The organism is Ensifer soli, from assembly GCF_041928815.1.
Taxonomy (GTDB): Bacteria; Pseudomonadota; Alphaproteobacteria; order Rhizobiales; family Rhizobiaceae; genus JBHFEI01.
Map to the genome: position 1 here is coordinate 197,941 of NZ_JBHFEI010000002.1, position 19,788 is coordinate 217,728.

Genomic DNA, 19,788 nt, shown 5'->3' on the forward strand with positions numbered 1-19,788 from the left:
GCTTATGCGGCAAGCATTTTATTGACTTCGTCGACCAGATCGCGAAGGTGGAAGGGCTTCGACAGCACCTTCGCGTCGCGCGGCGCCTTCGAATCCGGATTGAGCGCCACCGCGGCAAAGCCGGTGATGAACATCACCTTGAGATCGGGGTCGAGTTCGGTCGCCCGGCGGGCGAGCTCGATGCCGTCCATCTCCGGCATGACGATGTCGGTGAGGAGCAGCGAGAAGGGTTCCTCGCGCAGCCGGTCATAGGCGCTCGCGCCATTGTCATAGGACGAGACCTTGTAGCCGGCCTTTTCCAGCGCCTTCACGAGGAAGCGGCGCATGTCGTTGTCGTCTTCCGCGAGGAGGATTTTCACAGTCATGTTGTCGGCCATAGATTCTGACTTCTGTACCCTTGAGAGTTCAGCTTTCCATAAAGCTACAGGGGGGTAAATATCCCGTGAACAGGCCGGGTCAACCCCGCGCAAGCTCACGCCGCGAGACTATGGACACAGCATCGGCCAACTGGCAACATGGCTGCATCAACGGATGGCGGCCGAGAACGGAACAAGGGCGGAAATGGAGGGGATCGGCGCGGCGCAAGGTCTGTTCGAGGTTAAGGAACCGCAAACGCAGACCATCCCGCTTGTCTTCAATTCGCCTCACAGCGGCCGTTCCTACCCGAAGCATTTCCTCGACCAGTCTCGGCTCGACGCCCTGTCGATTCGCCGCTCCGAGGATCTCTTCGTCGACGAACTCTTCGCCGCCGCTCCCGACCTTGGCGCGCCGCTGCTGCTTGCCCATTTCCCGCGTGCCTATCTCGACGTCAATCGCGAGCCTTACGAACTCGATCCGCGCATGTTCGACGGGCACCTGCCGCCGCATGCCAATATCAGTTCGATGCGCGTCGCGGGCGGCCTCGGCACGGTGCCGCGCCTCGTGGCGGAAAACATGGAGATCTATGCCCGCCGCTTTCCCGTCGAGGAGGCGCTCGAGCGGGTCGAGACGATCTACAAGCCCTATCACGCTTGCCTGCGCCGGCTGATCGCCCGCACCCATGTCCAGTTCGGGCTCGCCATTCTGGTCGACTGCCATTCGATGCCCGGCAACATCCGCCTGTCCGGCTCCGGCCAGCGACCCGATTTCATCATCGGCGATCGCTACGGCACCAGCGCCGCGACCCAGCTTTCCGAGACGGCGATCGGGCTCCTGGAGGGCCAGGGCTTCGCGGTCGCCCGCAACAAGCCCTATGCAGGCGGCTTCATCACCGAACATTACGGCCGTCCGGCGCGCGGGCTGCACGCGCTGCAGATCGAGATCAACCGGAGCCTCTATATCGACGAGGTGACCTTCCGGAAGAAGCCGCAATTCGACGATCTCGCCCGCATCCTCACCGGCTTCATGGTTGACCTCGCCGAGCATGTCAGCGCCTATGGCGCCTATCTGCCGCTCGCCGCCGAATAGGCCTCTCTCCAGATCGTCGTCGCCCGTCCGCCGCCAAAAAAAACCGCGCCTTTGGGCGCGGCCAAGTCTAGGGAGGAAACACCCAAGGAGGGTATTTACAGCCACAAGTGACTGTAGCCCGACTGTATTGCTGCGACGCACAATTGTCAAGAGCTTTTGCTCGGCGTCCGAGGGATCTGATCTTGCGACTTTCGTCGAAGTCCCTGAAACAAAACAGGATATTCTTTTGCCTATCCCTGAGGCACGTGCCTCCAAAATCATCGCGACGGCGATGAAATTCTGTTCACTTTCCGCAGTGCGGGGCGCTGCGGCGCGCTGGATGGCGCGCGGACACAATTCTGCTATAGCGGATATCAGGCCGAACATCACGGATGCGGAGACGGACCGGCATGAGACCTGATCGACTGTTTTTCGACCGGCTCGCGGATGCGGCCGGCAAGGAAACCCTGCCGCGTTTTCGCAGCGGCACGGGCATCGTCAACAAGGAGGCGGGCGGCTTCGACCCGGTCACGGAGGGCGACCGGGCCGCCGAGGCGGCGATCCGCGCCCTGATCGGCGACACCTTTCCCGATCACGGCATCCTCGGCGAGGAATACGGATCGACGGGTCTCGAGCGCGATCACGTCTGGGTGATCGATCCGATCGACGGGACCCGCGCCTTCATCTCCGGCGTGCCGATGTGGGGCACGCTGATCGGCCTTTATCACAAGGGCCGCGCCGTCATGGGCCTGATGGACCAGCCCTTCACCGGGGAGCGCTACTTCGCCGACGGGGAGGGCGCCGTCTATCGCGGGCCGGAGGGCGAACGGCGGTTGCGCAGCAGCGCCGTGACGGCCTTGGCCGATGCCATCCTGTTCAGCACCTCGCCGCATCTGCACAAGGGCGAGGCGCGGCAGCGCTTCGATGCGCTCAGACATCAGGTGCGCCTGACCCGCTACGGCTGCGACTGCTATGCCTTCGCGCTGCTGGCCGCCGGCCATGTCGATCTCGTCGTCGAGTCGGGCGTGCAGGCCTATGATGTCGGCGGATTGATCCCGATCGTCGAGCAGGCGGGCGGCGTCTTCACCGACTGGAGCGGCGGCCGGGCCGAGATGGGCGGCAACGTCGTCGCCGCCGCCAATCCCGCCCTGCATGCGGCGGCGCTGGCGGTGCTTTCCGGCTGAGGTCAGGCCTCGAGCGTTTCCGGCGGCGCGTCGCTTCCCGGGATGAAGGAGAGAATGCCGGCCATCGCCGGGGCGCGATAGCGGTCCGCCTCCTGGAGAAGCTCGTGGCGGGCGCCGTCGATGACGACGAGATGCCCGGCGCGGAACCGCTCGGCGAGGGCGAGCGTGCTGGCATGCGGCACCAGCAGGTCGGCCGAGGGCGCGAGGATCAGCGTCGGGATGGTGATGCGGTGCAGGTGCTCGCGCTGCAGCACCCGGCGCATGGCGCCGAAGGTCTCGTGCAGCCAGCGGGCGGTCGGGGGTCCGAGCGCCAGTTCCGGATGGGCGGCGAAGATCGCCAGGTTGCGCTCGAAGCGGCGCCGGTCGGAGGTCAAAAGGTTGACCTCGAAACCGCGTTGGGCCCGATCGGGCGTCAGCGGCAGCATGCCGAGGCCGGCAAGCGTCGCGGTCCCGGCGAGGCTGCGGATCATCCGCTCGCCGAGGATCTGCGCCCCGAGCCCGGTGAAGGGCGCCGCCAGCACCATGCGCTCGATGCGCGAGGCGAGCATCGGCGCGAGCGACAGGGCGATCAGCCCGCCCATCGAATGGGCGAGGATGAAATAGGGCGGCGGCGTGTCCGGCAGCACGATCGTGTCGAGGAAGGTGACGAGGTCGCGCTCGTAGTCGGCGAAACGGCGGACATGGCCGCGCCTGAGGCTGCGCAGCAGGCGGCCCGAGCCGCCCTGTCCGCGCCAGTCGAAGGTGGCGACGCAAAGGCCGGCCGCGGTCAACTCGGCGATGGTCTCGTAATATTTCTCGATCGTCTCGTTGCGGCCCTGCAGCAGCACGACGGTGCCGAGGGCGCGGGAAAGAGCCGGACGGAAGATCGCGTGGCGGATGCTGAGGCCGCCTTCGCCGAAGAAGCGCCCGGGCGCTGCCCCCGAGGGCACCGGATTGTCCGGGGTGGCGTGAAGAGCCGCCGCGCGCGCCGCGACGTCGGAAACGTCCTGCACTGTCCCGCTCCTCGCTTCTCCTGCCCTGCGCCCGCTTAATGGACGCGCCGCCTCGAATGTCGCACGGGTCCGGTTAAGGAAAAATGCCGGAAGGGGCGACCATGAACATTTCGCCCCTTCCGGCGCGCCCCTGTCGGGAGAAGGGACGTCGCTCCCTTGAAGGCGCCGGGGATGTCCCCTTGTCGGCGTGATAGGACGGGGCCGTTGAACGCAGCCGGAACGCGCCGTTCATGTCCGGTTCAGCGGGGGACGAAAATCCGGCGGCGGTCGTGCCGTCGGGGTCTTGAAGCGGGCAAACGGCGTTCCCATTTCCCTGTCACGGGCGCCGATGACGGGCCCGTGCAGCGCCCGGGCCGCCGCCGAACGAGCGGGGCGGCAGGGCTGATGACCATCGCAACCGTTGCTCCAAGGAGGACACCATGCGTCACGTTGATTTCTCTCCCCTCTATCGTTCCACCGTCGGCTTCGACCGCCTCTTCACCATGCTCGACAGCCTCGGCCAGCCCGACCAGTCCCAGACCTATCCGCCCTACAACATCGAGCGGACGGGCGAGAACACCTACCGCATCACCATGGCCGTCGCCGGCTTCGACGAGAGCGAACTCTCCATCGAGGCGCGCGAGCACACGCTGACGGTGAAGGGTGAAAAGTCCGAGGACAAGACCGAGGAAAGCCAGTTCCTCTATCGCGGCATCGCCAAGCGCGCCTTCGAGCGCCGCTTCCAGCTTGCCGACCATGTCGAGATCCAGGCGGCGTCGCTGAAGAACGGCCTCCTGCATATCGATCTCCTGCGCGAGATCCCGGAAGCCGCCAAGCCGCGCCGCATCGAGATCGTCGCCGCCTCCTCGCAGGCCCGCCAGATCGAGGCCAGCGCGCTCTGACGGATCGCGGTCCAGGAACAGTCTGATGTCAAGAAGCGGCGTCCCGTCCCCGGGGCGCCGTTTTCCGTTTGCTCAGAGGCCGGCGATGAAGGCGTCGACATCGGCCGGCTGCATGGCGAAGCTGGTGACCAGCCGGATCATCACCTCGTCCGCGCCGATCACGACGCCGTGCGGCGCCGGCCAGTCGTAGAAGACCGCGCCCCGGGCCCGCAGTCCTTCCGCCGCCGCCTGCGACAGGATGGCGAAGACCTCGTTCGAGCCGGTCGGCCAGGCGAGCCGGGCCGCATCGGCGGCGGCGATGCCGTCGGCCAGCCGTGCGGCCATCGCATTGGCGTGGGCGGCCAGCCTCAGCCAGCGTCCGTCCTCGAAATAGGCGTCGAACTGGGCGGCGATGAAGCGGGATTTGGAGAAGAGCTGGGCGGAGCGCTTGCGCAGGTAGTGCAGCGGCGCCGCCTTGGCCGGATCGAAGACGACGAGCGCTTCGGCGCACCAGCAGCCGTTCTTGGTGGCGCCGAAGGAGAGGAGGTCGACGCCGCGTTTCCAGGTCATCTCCGCCGGTGTCGTGCCGAGATGGACGAGGGCGTTGGCGAAGCGCGCGCCGTCCATGTGCAGCGGCAGGCCGTGGTCCCGGGCGATCGCTCCGATCGTGGCGATGTCGTCGAGCGTGTAGGTCGTGCCGGCTTCCGTCGCCTGGGTCAGGGTGATCGCCATCGCCTGCCCGTTGTGCACCGAGCCGGCCGCCGCGCGCCGCGCGGCCGCGTCGAGTGCCGCCGGATCCATCCTGCCGAAAGCGCCGTCGATGCCGACCAGACGGCTGCCGGTCGAGAAGAATTCCGGCGCGCCGCATTCGTCGACGGCCACATGCGCCTCGCGGTGGCAGAACACCTGCCCGCCGGGCCGGTTGACGCTGGCGAGCGCCAGGGAGTTGGCCGCAGTACCGGTGCCGACGAAGAAGATCGCCACCTCGCGCTCGAAGATCTCCGAGAAGGTCGCCTCGACCTTGCGGTCGAGCGGGCCCGTGCCATAGGCCGGCTGGTAGCCGGACGCCGCTGCCGCCAGGCGCTCGGCGATGACGGGATCGGCGCCCGCCCAGTTGTCGGAAGAGAAGATCATGGAAGGTCCTGCGATTGGTCGGGGAAACATGGCTCCGCCGGGCGGGCGCGACCCTAGAGCATTCGTCGCCGCAGCGGAAGGAATTTTGCCGCGGGGAAGGCGCATCGGCGGGTACGGCCCCGTCCAAGGATCGCGATCCTTTGAAAGCAAATGAAAGAGAGAGCGCAGTTTGCGACATATTATTTCAATTCAAGAGAATATTACGTAATGTTCGATCGTTTCGCGCTGAATATTTTTCTTGCGCGCCCTTGCGGCGGCAAACGGTTTCTGGCATAGAACCCGAGAAATAGGACAGCAAGACTGTCCTATTTTGATCGAGACGCAGGGAGGCTTCCGTCAGGATGCGAGGCTCCGTCCGCTGTCCGGCCGACACGGCCGTTTGGCATGCGTGCGGGGCGCGGCGCGCCCGCGGAAAATTCGGTAATTGCGGCAACGCAGCATTTGCGGCGCGATCCGGTTCATGCAACGATGACGATTGGAAAGGCGGGGCTGCGACCGCGCCAGGGCGCCCATGCCGACGGCGAGCACCGTCCGCGCGGGTTCGGGAAGAAGGAGAGACATGATGACGATGATGACGCCATCACGGGATGGGGACGTTCGGTCTGCGACGCGCGAAGCGACGGCGGACAAAGCCCCCGTTTCCGCCTCCGGCCTGCCGGTGCGCCAGGGGCTCTACGATCCGAGGAACGAGCACGATGCCTGCGGCGTCGGCTTCGTCGCCCATATGAAGGGGCAGAAGTCGCACCAGATCGTCAAGGACGGCCTGTTCATCCTTGAAAACCTTACCCATCGCGGCGCCGTCGGCGCCGATCCGCTGATGGGCGACGGCGCGGGCATCCTCGTGCAGATCCCCGACCGCTTCTTCCGCGAGGAGATGGCGGCCCAGGGCGTCGTCCTGCCGAAGGCGGGCGAATATGCCGTCGGCCACATTTTCATGCCGCAGGACGAGACGCGGATCGCCCATTTCAAGGAGGTGATCCGTGCCGTGGTGCAGGAGGAGGGCCAGGTCCTGCTCGGCTTCCGCGACGTGCCGGTCGACAATTCGTCGCTCTCCAAGGCGCCCGACATCGCCGCGACCGAGCCGCGCCATGTGCAGATCTTCATCGGCGCCGGCCGCGATGCGGCGACCAATGCGGAGTTCGAGCGGCGCCTCTTCACGCTGCGCAAGGTGATCTCCAACCGCATCTATGACGAGTACAAGGGCGAGGAGAGCAGCTTCTATCCCGTGTCGCTGTCGTCCTCGACGATCGTCTACAAGGGCATGTTCCTCGCCTATCAGGTAGGCGCCTATTACAGGGACCTTTCCGACCCGCGCTTCGAGTCGGCCGTTGCCCTCGTGCACCAGCGCTTCTCGACCAACACCTTCCCGTCGTGGAAGCTCGCCCATCCCTACCGCATGGTCGCCCATAACGGCGAGATCAACACGCTGCGCGGCAACGTCAACTGGATGGCGGCGCGTCAGGCCTCGGTGTCCTCGCCGCTCTTCGGCTCCGACATCTCCAAGCTCTGGCCGATCTCCTACGAAGGCCAGTCGGACACCGCCTGTTTCGACAATGCGCTCGAATTCCTCGTCCAGGGCGGCTATTCGCTCTCCCATGCGGTGATGATGCTGATCCCCGAGGCCTGGGCCGGCAACACGCTGATGTCGCCCGAGCGCAAGGCCTTCTACGAATACCATGCGGCGCTGATGGAGCCGTGGGACGGGCCGGCGGCGGTCTGCTTCACCGACGGCCGGCAGATCGGCGCGACGCTGGACCGCAACGGCCTCAGGCCCGCCCGCTACATCGTCACCGACGACGACCGCGTCATCCTCGCCTCCGAGGCCGGCACGCTGGTCGTTCCGGAGGAGAAGATCGTGCGCAAGTGGCGGCTCCAGCCCGGCAAGATGCTGCTGATCGACATGCAGGAAGGCCGCATCATCTCGGACGAGGAGGTGAAGTCGCAGCTCGCCGCGCGCCACCCTTACGCCAAGTGGCTGGCCAATACCCAGCTCATCCTCGAGGACCTGAAGCCGGTCGAGCCGCGGGCGCTGCGCCGCGACGTCTCCCTGCTCGATCGCCAGCAGGCCTTCGGCTATACGCTGGAGGACACCAAGCTGCTGATGTCGCCGATGGCGACCACCGGTCAGGAAGCGATCGGCTCGATGGGCACCGACACGCCGATTTCGGCGATGTCGTCGAAGTCGAAGCTGCTCTACACCTATTTCAAGCAGAACTTCGCCCAGGTCACCAACCCGCCGATCGATCCGATCCGCGAGGAGCTGGTGATGAGCCTCGTCTCCTTCATCGGACCGCGCCCGAACATCCTCGACCACGAGGGCGCGGCGCATGCCAAGCGGCTGGAGGTGCGCCAGCCGATCCTGACGAACGGCGATCTCGAGAAGATCCGCTCCATCGGGCATACGGAAGACCGGTTCGACACCAAGACGCTCGACTTCACCTATGATGTCGAGCGCGGCGCCGAAGGCATGCCGGACATCCTAGACCGTCTCTGCGAGCGGGCGGAAGCGGCGGTCAAGGGCGGCTACAACATCATCGTGCTCTCCGACCGGCAGATCGGGCCGGACCGGATCGCCATTCCCGCGCTGCTGGCGACGGCGGCCGTGCACCACCACCTGATCCGCAAGGGCCTGCGCACCTCGGTCGGCCTCGTCGTCGAATCCGGCGAACCGCGCGAGATCCACCATTTCTGCCTGCTTGCCGGCTATGGCGCCGAGGCGATCAACCCCTACCTCGCCTTCGACACGCTGACCGACATGCACAAGCGCGGCGAATTCCCGAAGGAGGTCGACGGCAGCGAGGTCGTCTACCGCTACATCAAGGCCGTCGGCAAGGGCATCCTCAAGGTCATGTCCAAGATGGGCATCTCGACCTACCAGTCCTATTGCGGCGGCCAGATCTTCGACGCGATCGGGCTCTCCTCCGCGTTCGTCGACAAGTATTTCTTCGGCACCGCCACCCAGATCGAAGGCGTCGGCCTGACGGAGATCGCCCGCGAGACGTTCGAGCGCCACAAGGCCGCCTTCGGCAGCGATCCCGTTCTGGCGCATACGCTCGACATTGGCGGCGAATATGCCTATCGCATGCGCGGCGAGGGCCATGCCTGGACCCCGGATGCGATCGCCTCGCTCCAGCATGCCGTGCGCGGCAATGCGCAGGACCGCTATCGCGAATTCGCCGAGATGGTGAACACCACCTCGCTCAGGATGAACACGATCCGCGGCCTGTTCTCGATCAAGGGGGCGGAGGCGCTCGGCCGCAAGCCGATCCCGATCGACGAGGTGGAGCCGGCCGCCGACATCGTCAAGCGCTTCTCGACCGGGGCCATGTCCTTCGGCTCGATCTCGCGCGAGGCGCATACGACGCTCGCCGTCGCCATGAACCGCATCGGCGGCAAGTCGAACACCGGCGAGGGCGGCGAGGAGAGCGACCGCTACTTCCCGCTCTATGACGGCTCGCCGAACCCCGAGCGTTCGGCGATCAAGCAGGTGGCCTCCGGCCGCTTCGGCGTCACGGCGGAATACCTCGTCAACGGCGACATGCTGCAGATCAAGGTGGCGCAAGGCGCAAAGCCCGGAGAGGGCGGCCAGTTGCCCGGCCACAAGGTCGACGCGACCGTCGCCAAGACCCGGCATTCGACGCCCGGCGTCGGCCTGATCTCGCCGCCGCCGCACCATGACATCTATTCGATCGAGGATCTGGCACAGCTGATCTACGATCTGAAGAACGTCAATCCGGTGGCCGACATCTCGGTCAAGCTCGTCTCGGAGGTCGGCGTCGGCACGGTCGCCGCCGGCGTCGCCAAGGCGCGCGCCGATCATATCACCATCGCCGGCTTCGACGGCGGCACCGGCGCCTCGCCGCTGACCTCGCTGAAGCATGCAGGCTCTCCGTGGGAGATCGGCCTTGCCGAGACGCACCAGACGCTGGTGCTGAACGGCCTGCGCTCGCGCATCGCGCTGCAGGTCGACGGCGGCCTGAAGACCGGCCGCGACGTCATCATCGGCGCGCTGCTCGGCGCCGACGAATTCGGCTTCTCGACCGCGCCGCTGATCGCCGCCGGCTGCATCATGATGCGCAAGTGCCACCTGAACACCTGTCCGGTCGGCGTGGCGACGCAGGACCCGGTGCTGCGCAAGCGCTTCAAGGGCTCGCCCGAGCATGTGGTCAACTACTTCTTCTTCATCGCCGAGGAAGTGCGCGAGATCCTCGCCTCGCTCGGCGTCCGCAAGCTCGACGAGATCATCGGCCAGTCCGAACTGCTCGAAAAGGACCGGCTGATCTCGCACTGGAAGGCGAATGGCCTCGATTTCTCCCGCATCTTCCACAAGGTCGATGCGCCGAAGGAGGCGACCTACTGGACCGAGCGGCAGAACCATCCGATCGTCGACATCCTCGACCGCAGGCTGATCGCGGAAGCCATGCCGGCGCTCGAGAACAAGACGCCCGTTGCGATCGACGTCGAGATCAAGAACATCGACCGCTCGGCCGGCGCGATGCTGTCGGGCGAGGTGGCGAAGCGCTACCGGCACAAGGGCCTGAAGGACGACACGATCTCCGTGACGCTGCGCGGCACGGCCGGCCAGTCCTTCGGCGCCTTCCTCGCGCGCGGCGTGACCTTCACGCTGATCGGCGCCGGCAACGACTATGTCGGCAAGGGGCTTTCGGGCGGGCGGATCATCATCCGCCAGCCGGAGGCAGCGGTCACCGTGCCGCACGAATCGATCATCGTCGGCAATACGGTGCTCTACGGCGCGATTTCGGGCGAGTGTTACTTCAACGGCGTCGCCGGCGAGCGCTTCGCCGTGCGCAATTCCGGCGCGATCGCCGTCGTCGAGGGCGTTGGCGACCATGGCTGCGAATACATGACCGGCGGCGTCGTCGTCGTCATCGGCCAGACGGGCCGCAACTTCGCGGCGGGCATGTCGGGCGGCGTCGCCTATGTGCTGGACGAGGAGGGCGATTTCGCCCGCCGTTGCAACATGGCCATGGTCGAATTGCAGCCGGTGCCGGAAGAGGACGACATGCTGGAGAAGCTGCACCATCACGGCGGCGATCTGATGCACAAGGGCATGGTGGACGTTTCCGGCGACATGACCCGTCATGACGAGGAGCGGCTCTACCAGTTGATCTCCAACCATCTCCACTACACCGGCTCGCCGCGCGCCAAAGAGATCCTCGACCACTGGACCGAGTTCCGGCCGAAATTCCGGAAGGTGATGCCGGTCGAGTATCGCCGCGCGCTGGAAGACATGGAACGGATGAAGATGGCAGAGGCGGCTGAATGAGCGGACTGGTCGTCACCACGACGGGGACCATCGAAGGCCGCACGATCGTCGACTACAAGGGGGTCGTCACCGGCGAGGCCATTCTCGGAACCAACATCTTCCGGGATATCTTCGCGGGCCTGCGCGACATCGTCGGCGGCCGTTCGGCATCCTATGAGAAGGTCCTGCGGGAAGCCCGCGAGACCGCTTTTCGCGAGCTCGAGGACGAGGCGCGCCGTCTCGGCGCCAATGCCGTCGTCGGCGTCGACATCGATTATGAGACAGTTTCCACCGGGTCCAGCGGCTCGATGCTGATGGTATCGGTGTCGGGCACGGCCGTGGTGGTGCGGTAAGGGGGCAGGTATGGGTAAGGTCACGGGTTTCATGGAAATCGATCGGCAGCTGGCGAAGTATCAGCCGGCCTCCGACCGTATCCGCCATTTTCGCGAATTCACCCTGCCGATGTCGGATGCCGAGGTGCAGAAGCAGGCGGCGCGCTGCATGGATTGCGGCATTCCCTATTGCCACGGCCCGACCGGCTGTCCGGTGCACAACCAGATCCCGGACTGGAACGACCTCGTCTACAACGGCAACTGGGACGAGGCGATCCGCAACCTGCACTCGACCAACAATTTCCCCGAATTCACCGGCCGCGTCTGCCCCGCGCCCTGCGAGGAGGCCTGCACGCTGAACCTCGAGGATGCGCCGGTGTCGATCAAGACGGTCGAGCAGGCGATCGCCGACAAGGCCTATGAGATGGGCTACATCGTGCCGCAGCCGGCGGTGACGAAGACCGGAAAGAAGGTCGCGGTCATCGGCTCGGGTCCCGCCGGCATGGCGGCGGCGCAGCAGCTCGCCCGCGCCGGTCACGAGGTTCACGTCTATGAGCGTGAATCCAAGCCAGGCGGCCTGCTGCGCTACGGCATTCCCGATTTCAAGATGGAGAAGAACTTCATCGACCGCCGCGTCACCCAGATGAAGGGCGAGGGCGTCACCTTCCATTGCGGCGTCAATGTCGGCGTCGACGTGACGACGGAAAGCCTGATCGCCGGCCATGATGCGGTGCTTTATTGCGGCGGCTCCGAGACGCCGCGCGATGCCGGCATCCCGGGCGTCGATTTCTTCGGCGTGCATGACGCCATGCCCTATCTCGTCCAGCAGAACCGCCGCGTCGGGCGCGAGAACATCGACAGCGTCGGCTGGCCGTCCGATCCGATCCTCGCCGGCGGCAAGCATGTCGTCGTCGTCGGCGGCGGCGATACGGCATCCGACTGCGTCGGCACCGCCTTCCGCCAGGGCGCCGTCAAGGTGACCCAGCTCGACATCCGCCCGCAGCCGCCGGAAAAGGAGGACAAGCTCGCCGTCTGGCCGTTCTGGGCGACGAAGATGCGCACCTCCTCCTCCCAGGCCGAGGGTGCCGTGCGCGAGTTCCAGGTGGCGACGCTCGAATTCGTCGGCGAGGACGGCGTGCTCACCGGCGTCAAGTGCTGCCAGGTCGACGACCGCCGCAAGCCGGTCGCCGGCACGGAATTCTTCATCAAGGCCGATCTCGCCTTCATCGCCATCGGCTTCCGCGGACCCTTCACCAACAGCGTGCTCAAGGATCTCGGCACGGCCCTGTCGATCAACACCGACAAGCGCGGTTCCTCGAACGTGATCGCCAATGATCGCGACTACCGCACCTCCGTCGACAAGCTCTGGGCGGCCGGCGATGTCCGCCGCGGCCAGTCACTGGTGGTCTGGGCGATCCGCGAGGGCCGCCAGGCCGCGCGCGCGATCGACGAGGCGCTGATGGGATCGACGGTTCTGCCGGCCTGATCCGCCGGCAGCATTTGTCGGCGCGGACGACGGAACGGGAGCGGAAACGGCTTCGTCTTCCCGCCTGCGTCGTATGGCTTTATGCCGAAGCGCGCCTTCATCTGCGTCAGTTGCGGATCACCGGATTGCTGATCACGCTTGACGGCTTCGCCAGGCGGAAATCGTCGATCCGGCCCGGGGGCGGCTCGCCCGCATCGCCACGCTCGACCAGCATGTCGCGCGGGGTCTTCTGCGCGGAAACCGGCAGGGGCGTGCCTCCGAGCAGCGCCGTGCCGCCGTCGAGCTCAGGGTCGGCGATGTCGATCGGCGGCGTCCTGAGCACCGGTTCATTCGGCAACGGCGCGGCCGCGACCGCATCGCCCGCTCTCTTTGCCGCCTCGCCCCCACCTGTGCCGTCTGCAACGCCGAGCAGGTCGCGGATCTTGCCCTCGACATAGAAGGCGAGCTTGCGCTTTCCCGCCGTCGTCAGGTTGATGCCGTCGGCGGCCCGCAGGCGGACCTGCTGTCCGTTGACGTCCGAGCCGGTCGAGACGAAGGCGCCGCTTTCGTCGACGAAACCGTCCCAGATGTCGACGAAACTGCCGCCGGCCTGCTCCATCTCGGTGCGGAACACGCCGTTCAGCGTCACCATGTCGGCGGTCATCGCACGCGACTGGAAGGGCGGCAGTCCTGCCCAGATCACCGGTCGGTCGCCGCTATGGGCAAGCCCGATCAGCGCATCGACGCGCCGCCTGTACTCCGCCATCCAGGCATCGCTCATCGGCTTGTCGCGGCTTTCGCCGCCGCGCATCTGCTGCCGGTCGTTCGCGCCGAGGCTGATGACGACCACGGAAGGATTTTCTGCGGCGATATGGTCGGCGAGATTGGCCTGCCAGTCGTAGTAATCCTTGCGGACGATCCCCGAAGATCCGTTGGCGCGGGCGACCACCTTGATGTCGGCGGTCTTCTCGAAGGCCGATGTCAGGCCCTCCGCAAGTCCGCCGGCGATGAAATCGCCGACGACGAGGACGACGCGGGCATCCGCCGATTTCTCGACCGCCACCGGCGCGGCCGCCGGAGGCGCCGTCTTCTTGCGCGGCGGCCGCGTCACGCGCCGTTCCGGCTGCGGCGCCGGTTCGACCTCGTAGACGGACCCGTTCTGCTCGTAGACGGCGGCGCGCTTCGGCGCGCCGAAGATGATGTCGAGCAGGGTGCGGCGCTGGCGCTCCTGGGCGGCGGCGGGACCGACCGCCGCGCAGGCGAGTGCCAGCGCGGCGAGTGCGAGGCCGAGCCTGACGGCCGGCCGGCCGCTGCGCCAGGCCATGGTCTCAGTTCCGAAGCGCGCGCAGCAGCAGTTGGGTCGGCTCGCCGTCGGGATGCAGGCCGTTGCGGTTCTGGAAGGTCTGGATCGCCGCCTTCGAGCCGGAGCCGAAATTGCCGTCGACCTCGCCGCTGTAGTAGCCGAGTTCCTTGAGGCGCGTCTGCAACTCGAACTTCTCGTGGATGTCGAGCGTGCCGTCCGGACGCGGCCAGCGCTGCGCCATGCCGCCGAAGCCGGCGATCTGGTCGGCCAGCAGGCCGACGCCGAGCGCGTAGGAGTCGGAATTGTTGTAGTTCTTGATGACGAAGAAGTTCTTGGTCATCAGGAATCCGGGCCCGTTCGCGCCGGCCGGCATCTTCAGCATGGCGCGCTGGTCGCCATTGCGAAACCCCTTGCCGCTCGGCCGCGCGAAGCCGAGCGCGGCCCATTGCGCCAGCGTCTTCGTCTGGCCGACATAGTCGCCGGCGCCGCGCGGCGGCACGACCTCGAAGCCCCAGGTCTCTCCGGGCCGCCAGCCGTTCTTCTTCAGCAGGTTGGCGGCCGTCGCCAGCGCGTCCGGGACGGAGTTCCAGATGTCGCGATGGCCGTTGCCGTCGGCATCGACGGCATAGAGCAGGTAGCTCGTCGGGATGAACTGGGTGTGACCCATGGCGCCGGCCCAGGAGCCGGTGAGTTCGCGCGGCGTGATGTCGCCGCTCTGCAGGATCTTCAGCGCGGCGATCAGCTGGGTGCGCGCATATTTCGCCCGCTTCTTGTCGGCATAGGCAAGGGTTGCCAGCGCCCGGGGCACGTAATGCAGGCGCTCGGTCTTCTCCAGCACGGCGCCGTAGTTCGATTCCATCGACCAGATCGCCAGCAGGATCGAGCGGTCGACGCCGAAATGCCGCTCCAGCGCGGCGAGTGTGCGCTGGTGCTTTTCCGCCATCTGCTGGCCGACGCCGCGGGTGTAGGGATTGACGCGGGAATCGACATACTCCCAGATCTTGTGCTTGAATTCGGGCTGGTAGCGTGCTTTTTCAAGCACATCCGGATCGGGCGACTTGACCCCGGCAAAGGCCTTGCGGTAGGTCGCCTCGCTGATGCCGCTCTTCGCCGCGGTCGTATAGAAACTGTTGATCCATTGCTGGAAATCCGGGTCGGCCCGGGACGGGGAGGACATCAGAAGCGCGCCCGCGCCGATCACCAGGGCAGCCAGCGTGCTGCGAAGACGAAAATGACGGTTCGTGTTCATCGGTTCTCGGTTCCTTTTCTCCGCGCAATCGATGGCTGTCTGTGGTCCATCGCGCACACATTGAAAGATCTTCGTCAGATCTCGGTCGATTCCGGCGGCACTCGAAAATACAGCCGATGTCGTCAGGTTACCTAAACGGAGTCAACAAACTCTTTACCATGCGCCGGCGCCGCTGTCTGCGTTGGTAAAAAAGGAACACATTGCCGTTAAAGCAGTTTCCGGGCGTGCCGGCGGTGCGCAACGGCAATGAATGCCAGAATTTTCCCGATGGAGGTGTCAATGCGTGACAAGCGTAAGGTTCGCAAGGCCGTGTTTCCCGTCGCCGGTCTTGGAACCCGGTTCCTTCCCGCGACCAAGGCCGTGCCGAAGGAAATGCTGACCGTCGTCGACAAGCCGGTGATCCAGTATGTCGTTGACGAGGCGCTTGAAGCCGGCATCGAGCACCTGATCTTCGTCACCGGCCGCTCCAAGGCGGTGATCGAGGACTATTTCGACATCCAGGTCGAGCTGGAACAGACGCTGCGCGACCGCAACAAGCAGGCCGAACTCACCCTGCTCGACACGATCCTGCCGACCGCCGGCACGACGAGCTTCACCCGCCAGCAATCGCCGCTGGGGCTTGGACATGCGGTGTGGTGCGCCCGCGAGCTCGTCGGCGACGAGCCCTTCGCCGTATTGCTGCCGGACATGATCATGAAGGGCGAGAAGGGGTGCCTGAAGGGCATGGTCGAGCTCTACGCGCAGAGCGGCGGCAACGTCATCGCCGTCGAGGAGTGCGCGCCGGACCAGGCGCACAAATACGGCATCGTCGGTGTCGGCGACCGCATCGGCGACGGCTTCCGCATCACCAAAATGGTCGAGAAGCCGGCCAAGGGCACGGCGCCGTCCAACTTCTTCATCAACGGCCGCTACATCCTGCAGCCGGAGATCTTCCCGATTCTGGCCACCCAGGAGCGCGGCGCCGGCAACGAGATCCAGCTGACCGACGGCATGCTGAAGCTCTCCGAATGGCAGCAGTTCGCCGCCTATCATTTCCGTGGCACGACCTATGACTGCGGCGCCAAGGACGGCTTCATCCTGGCCAATGTCGCCTTCGCGCTGGAGCGCGAGGATATCCGCGCGCTGGTCGAGGCGCCTCTCAAGGATCTCGTCGGCGGTCTCTGACCGTCCGACGCCATCCGCGACATGAAAACGGGCCCGATCGGGCCCGTTTTCATGTCAGGTTCCATCTTCGAGGCAGGATCACTCTCCGCGGAAGGCGTGGTGCATCTGCTCGGTCAGCGGCTTGGCGAAGTAGGAGATCACCGTCCGGTCGGCGATCTTGATGAAGACCTCGGCCGGCATGCCCGGATAGAGCGCCAGGCCCTTGAGCTTGGCGAGGCTCTCCGGCTTCGGCTGGATGCGGAGCGGATAGTAGCTGATGCCGCTGCGCTGGTCGGTGACGAGATCGGGCGCGATGTTGACGACCTCTCCGTCGATCACCGGCGTCGTGCGCTGATTGAAGGCGCTGAAGCGGATCTCGACCGGCTGGCCGATGCGGATCTGGTCGATGTCGTGCGTGGCGATCTTGGCCTCGACGGTGAGGTTGTCGGCCTCCGGAACGACCAGCATCAGCGTCTCGCCCGGATTGATGACACCCTCGACGGTATGGACCGCGAGCTGGTAGACCCGGCCGCTGATCGGCGCGCGGATGTCGAGGCGGCGCATCTGGTCCTGCGCGGCGATGCGCCGGTCCTCGTATTCGGCGATCCGGCCCTCGACCTCGGTCAGCTCCTTCGCCGCCTCCTCGCGCCGGTCCTCGTTGAGCTGCAGGATCTGCAGGTCGATCTCTGAGGAGCGGCCGGCGGCCTGGGCGCGGGCGGCGATGCGCGCGCCGCGCTCGCCCTCGAGCTCGGCCTTCTGACGCTTCAGGCTGGTGACGCGCTGGAAGGCGACGAGCCCCTTGGAATAGAGCGAATCGACGCCCGTCAGTTCCTCGTCGATCAGCGTCAGCGAAGCCTCGATCGCGGTGATCTGCACCGTCTGGCCCTCGGCCTCGGTGACGAGCTGCGCCTTGCGCGCCACCAGCTGGCTGCGCATGCCGGCAAGCGCGCTGAGCTTGCTGTCGAAGAGCTTGTGCTCGCTTTCGACCAGTTTCTCGACATTCTCGGCCGATGTCAGGTCGGCGAGGTTCTCGGGGATGGTGAAATCCGTCGACTCGACGCGCTCGGCCGTCAGCCGCGCCCGCCGGGCATAGAGCTGGGCAAGCGTGTTCTCGACGATCGACAGGTTCGCCGCAACCGTCGTCGCATCGAGGGTGAGCAGCACCTGGCCTGCCGTGACGCGGTCGCCCTCCTTGACGAAGAGCTTGCCGACGATGCCGCCCGAGAGGTGCTGCACCTTCTTGACATTGCTTTCGACGATCACCGTGCCGGGGGCGACGACGGCGCTCGAAAGCTCGGAAGTGACCGCCCAGCCGCCGATGCCGAGCACCAGCGCGCCGGCAAGAACCGTCACGGCCAGCATGTGGCGGCCGAGCGACCGGCGCGAGGCGCGGGTGCGGGTGTCGCCTTCGATTGTCTTCGTCATTGCGCTGCTTCCTGTTGTCCCTCGCCGACGACCTTCAGCGGCGCGGCGCGGGGGCCGGGAACGGCCTGGTTGTCGCGGCGCAGCACCTGCGCCAGAACCTCTTCCTTCGGGCCGAAGGCCTGCACGCGGCCGTCCTGCATCATCAGCACCATGTCGGCGCTGGCGAGCGCGCTCGGCCGGTGGGCGATGACGACGACGATGCCGCCGCGCATGCGCACGCCCATGATCGCCTCGGCGAGCGCCTGCTCGCCCTCGGCGTCGAGGTTGGAGTTCGGTTCGTCGAGCACGACGAGGAAGGGGTTGCCGAAGAGGGCGCGGGCAAGTGCGACGCGCTGGCGCTGGCCGGCCGAAAGGGCCGCGCCGCCGTCGCCGATGTCGGTCTCGTAGCCGTTCGGAAGCTTGAGGATCAGGTCGTGCACCCGGGCGGCCTTGGCGGCGGCGACGACCGTGTCTGCGTCCGGATCATCGATGAAGCGGGAAATGTTCTGCGCCACGGTGCCGGCGAAGAGCTCGACATCCTGCGGCAGGTAGCCGATATGCTGGCCGAGGATATCCGGGTCCCACTGGTCGAGCGCGGCGCCGTCGAGGCGCACCGAGCCGCGATAGGCGGGCCAGACGCCGATGATGACGCGGGCGAGCGTGCTCTTGCCCGAGGCGCTCGGGCCGATGACGCCGAGCGCGCTGCCGGCTCGCACCGAGAAGCTCACCTCGGCGATGGTCAGCTTCTGCGCCGCCGGCGGTCCGCTCGCGATCGCTTCCACGCTCAACCGGTCGCCGGGCGCAGGCAGGGCAAGCGGCTTTTCCTTTTCGGGCAGCGCCTTCAGCAGGTCCTTCAGCCGCGCCCAGCTCTGCCGGGCCGAGACGAAGCTGCGCCAGTTGCCGATCGCCAGTTCCACCGGCGCGAGCGCCCGCGCCGTCAGGATCGAGCCGGCGATGATGATGCCCGGGGAGGCCTGCCCCTCGATGACGAGCAGCGCGCCGGTCGCGAGCACGCCGGATTGCAGCGCCATGCGGAACACCTTCGACACCGCGCCATAGCCGTTGCCGACGTCGGAGGTGACGCGGTTCTGTTCGCGATAGGCGCCGTTTCGCTTCTCCCAGATCGCCGACATGCGGCCCATCATGCCCATCGCCTGCATCACCTCGGCGTTGCGCTGCGAGGCCTGGGCAAAGGCATTGCGGTGGCTGCCGGTCTCGGCGGCGAGCTTGGAGGGGCCCGCGGTGCCGCGATTGGTGAGGAAGGTGAGGGCGATCAGGATCACCGTGCCGCAGATCGCGACGATGCCGATCCAGGGATGGAACAGGAAGCAGATCAGGATGTAGAAGGGCAGCCAGGGGGCGTCGAAGAAGGCGCCCGGACCGGTGCTCGACAGGAAGGCGCGCACCTGGTCGAAGTCGCGCAGCGCCTGCAGCCCGTCGCCCTGCGTCTTGAGTTTCAGCGGCGACTGGACGACGGCGCGGTAGATGCGCTGCCCCATCACCTCGTCCAGCGCCCCGGCGATGCGCACCAGCATGCGGCCGCGCACCATCTCGAAGGCGCCCTGGAAGCCATAGAGGAGGAGGGCCAGGATGCTGAGCGCGATCAGCGTCGGGATACTGCCGCTCGGCAGGACGCGGTCGTAGACCTCCAGCATGTAGAAGGAGCCGGTGAGATAGAGGATATTGATCAGTACGCTGGCAATGAAGACCCCGACGAAGGCCGACCAGCAGGAGCGCAGCGCCTGACCGGGATCGGAATCCGAGGTCGTCTTCTTGGAAAAATAGCTCACGGCATGAACCCTTGAATGAAGCCCCGCGTCGAGGACGGACGCATACGTCTCAACCGACTGTTTCTGAAATATGCCGGCGCCCATCCCTTGCCCGGCCGTCGACGCACATCCATGCGACAATCATGTCAAAATTCGGTTGCCCTGCCCGACGTCCGTCGCCGCCGGCAAGCGGCGGTGCGTCCGACCATCGCATGGCGGTTATGAACATATCGCAAATAGCTGAAATTGTGCCTTTTCGCAA

14 protein-coding genes are annotated in these 19,788 nt (G+C 66.2%); 7 read left to right on the forward strand and 7 right to left on the reverse strand.

Features of this window, described 5'->3' with window-relative positions; genetic code table 11:
* Positions 1-2: 2 nt before the first annotated feature.
* Entirely contained in the window at positions 3-365 is a 363-nt protein-coding gene (cpdR1, locus tag ACEVQ6_RS03665; protein ID WP_374887545.1) for a response regulator CpdR1, read from the reverse strand.
* 196 nt (positions 366-561) lie between these two features.
* On the opposite strand from cpdR1, the gene ACEVQ6_RS03670 reads away from it, so the two are divergent.
* Entirely contained in the window at positions 562-1,446 is an 885-nt protein-coding gene (locus tag ACEVQ6_RS03670) for an N-formylglutamate amidohydrolase (RefSeq protein WP_374887546.1), read from the forward strand.
* 389 nt (positions 1,447-1,835) lie between these two features.
* Positions 1,836-2,609 (forward strand): histidinol-phosphatase, encoded by a 774-nt coding sequence (gene hisN / locus ACEVQ6_RS03675; RefSeq protein ID WP_374887547.1) that lies wholly within the window; start codon positions 1,836-1,838, stop codon positions 2,607-2,609.
* 2 nt (positions 2,610-2,611) lie between these two features.
* Here hisN and ACEVQ6_RS03680 read toward each other — a convergent pair whose 3' ends face one another.
* Positions 2,612-3,601, reverse strand: coding sequence for an alpha/beta fold hydrolase (locus tag ACEVQ6_RS03680; protein ID WP_374887548.1), 990 nt, complete (start codon positions 3,599-3,601; stop codon positions 2,612-2,614).
* 419 nt (positions 3,602-4,020) lie between these two features.
* Between ACEVQ6_RS03680 and ACEVQ6_RS03685 the strand changes: the two genes are divergently transcribed.
* The gene (locus ACEVQ6_RS03685; protein WP_374887549.1) at positions 4,021-4,482 is read left to right on the forward strand and encodes an Hsp20 family protein; all 462 of its coding nucleotides are present in this window, start codon (positions 4,021-4,023) and stop codon (positions 4,480-4,482) included.
* 72 nt (positions 4,483-4,554) lie between these two features.
* Here ACEVQ6_RS03685 and ACEVQ6_RS03690 read toward each other — a convergent pair whose 3' ends face one another.
* Positions 4,555-5,595, reverse strand: coding sequence for a threonine aldolase family protein (locus ACEVQ6_RS03690; RefSeq protein ID WP_374887550.1), 1,041 nt, complete (start codon positions 5,593-5,595; stop codon positions 4,555-4,557).
* A gap of 562 nt (positions 5,596-6,157) precedes the next feature.
* Between ACEVQ6_RS03690 and gltB the strand changes: the two genes are divergently transcribed.
* Genes gltB through ACEVQ6_RS03705 form a run of 3 tightly spaced genes read left to right on the forward strand, consistent with a single transcriptional unit; the run spans position 6,158 to position 12,679 of the window.
* Positions 6,158-10,882: a glutamate synthase large subunit gene (gene gltB, locus ACEVQ6_RS03695; RefSeq protein WP_374887551.1), complete on the forward strand. Its 4,725-nt coding sequence runs from the start codon at positions 6,158-6,160 to the stop codon at positions 10,880-10,882.
* A gap of 5 nt (positions 10,883-10,887) precedes the next feature.
* On the forward strand, positions 10,888-11,214 hold the full coding sequence (locus ACEVQ6_RS03700; RefSeq protein ID WP_374887795.1) for a heavy metal-binding domain-containing protein: 327 nt from the start codon (positions 10,888-10,890) through the stop codon (positions 11,212-11,214).
* 10 nt (positions 11,215-11,224) lie between these two features.
* On the forward strand, positions 11,225-12,679 hold the full coding sequence (locus ACEVQ6_RS03705) for a glutamate synthase subunit beta (RefSeq protein WP_374887552.1): 1,455 nt from the start codon (positions 11,225-11,227) through the stop codon (positions 12,677-12,679).
* Between the two features lie 106 nt (positions 12,680-12,785).
* On the opposite strand, the gene ACEVQ6_RS03710 is transcribed toward ACEVQ6_RS03705, so the two are convergent.
* On the reverse strand, positions 12,786-13,982 hold the full coding sequence (locus ACEVQ6_RS03710) for an SGNH/GDSL hydrolase family protein (RefSeq protein ID WP_374887553.1): 1,197 nt from the start codon (positions 13,980-13,982) through the stop codon (positions 12,786-12,788).
* 4 nt (positions 13,983-13,986) lie between these two features.
* Entirely contained in the window at positions 13,987-15,210 is a 1,224-nt protein-coding gene (locus ACEVQ6_RS03715; RefSeq protein ID WP_374887554.1) for a lytic murein transglycosylase, read from the reverse strand.
* Positions 15,211-15,489: 279 nt separating this feature from the next.
* On the opposite strand from ACEVQ6_RS03715, the gene galU reads away from it, so the two are divergent.
* Positions 15,490-16,374, forward strand: a complete 885-nt coding sequence (galU, locus tag ACEVQ6_RS03720; RefSeq protein WP_374887555.1) for a UTP--glucose-1-phosphate uridylyltransferase GalU — start codon at positions 15,490-15,492, stop codon at positions 16,372-16,374.
* Positions 16,375-16,452: 78 nt separating this feature from the next.
* Here the strand turns inward: galU and ACEVQ6_RS03725 are convergent, their stop codons facing one another.
* Together ACEVQ6_RS03725 and ACEVQ6_RS03730 are read right to left on the reverse strand one after the other, a co-directional pair.
* Positions 16,453-17,778, reverse strand: coding sequence for an HlyD family type I secretion periplasmic adaptor subunit (locus ACEVQ6_RS03725; RefSeq protein WP_374887556.1), 1,326 nt, complete (start codon positions 17,776-17,778; stop codon positions 16,453-16,455).
* Positions 17,775-19,547 carry a type I secretion system permease/ATPase gene (locus ACEVQ6_RS03730; RefSeq protein ID WP_374887557.1) on the reverse strand — a complete coding sequence of 591 codons (1,773 nt, stop codon included), beginning with the start codon at positions 19,545-19,547 and terminating at the stop codon, positions 17,775-17,777. Before ACEVQ6_RS03730 ends, ACEVQ6_RS03725 begins: the two co-directional genes overlap by 4 nt.
* Between the last annotated feature and the right edge of the window lie 241 nt (positions 19,548-19,788).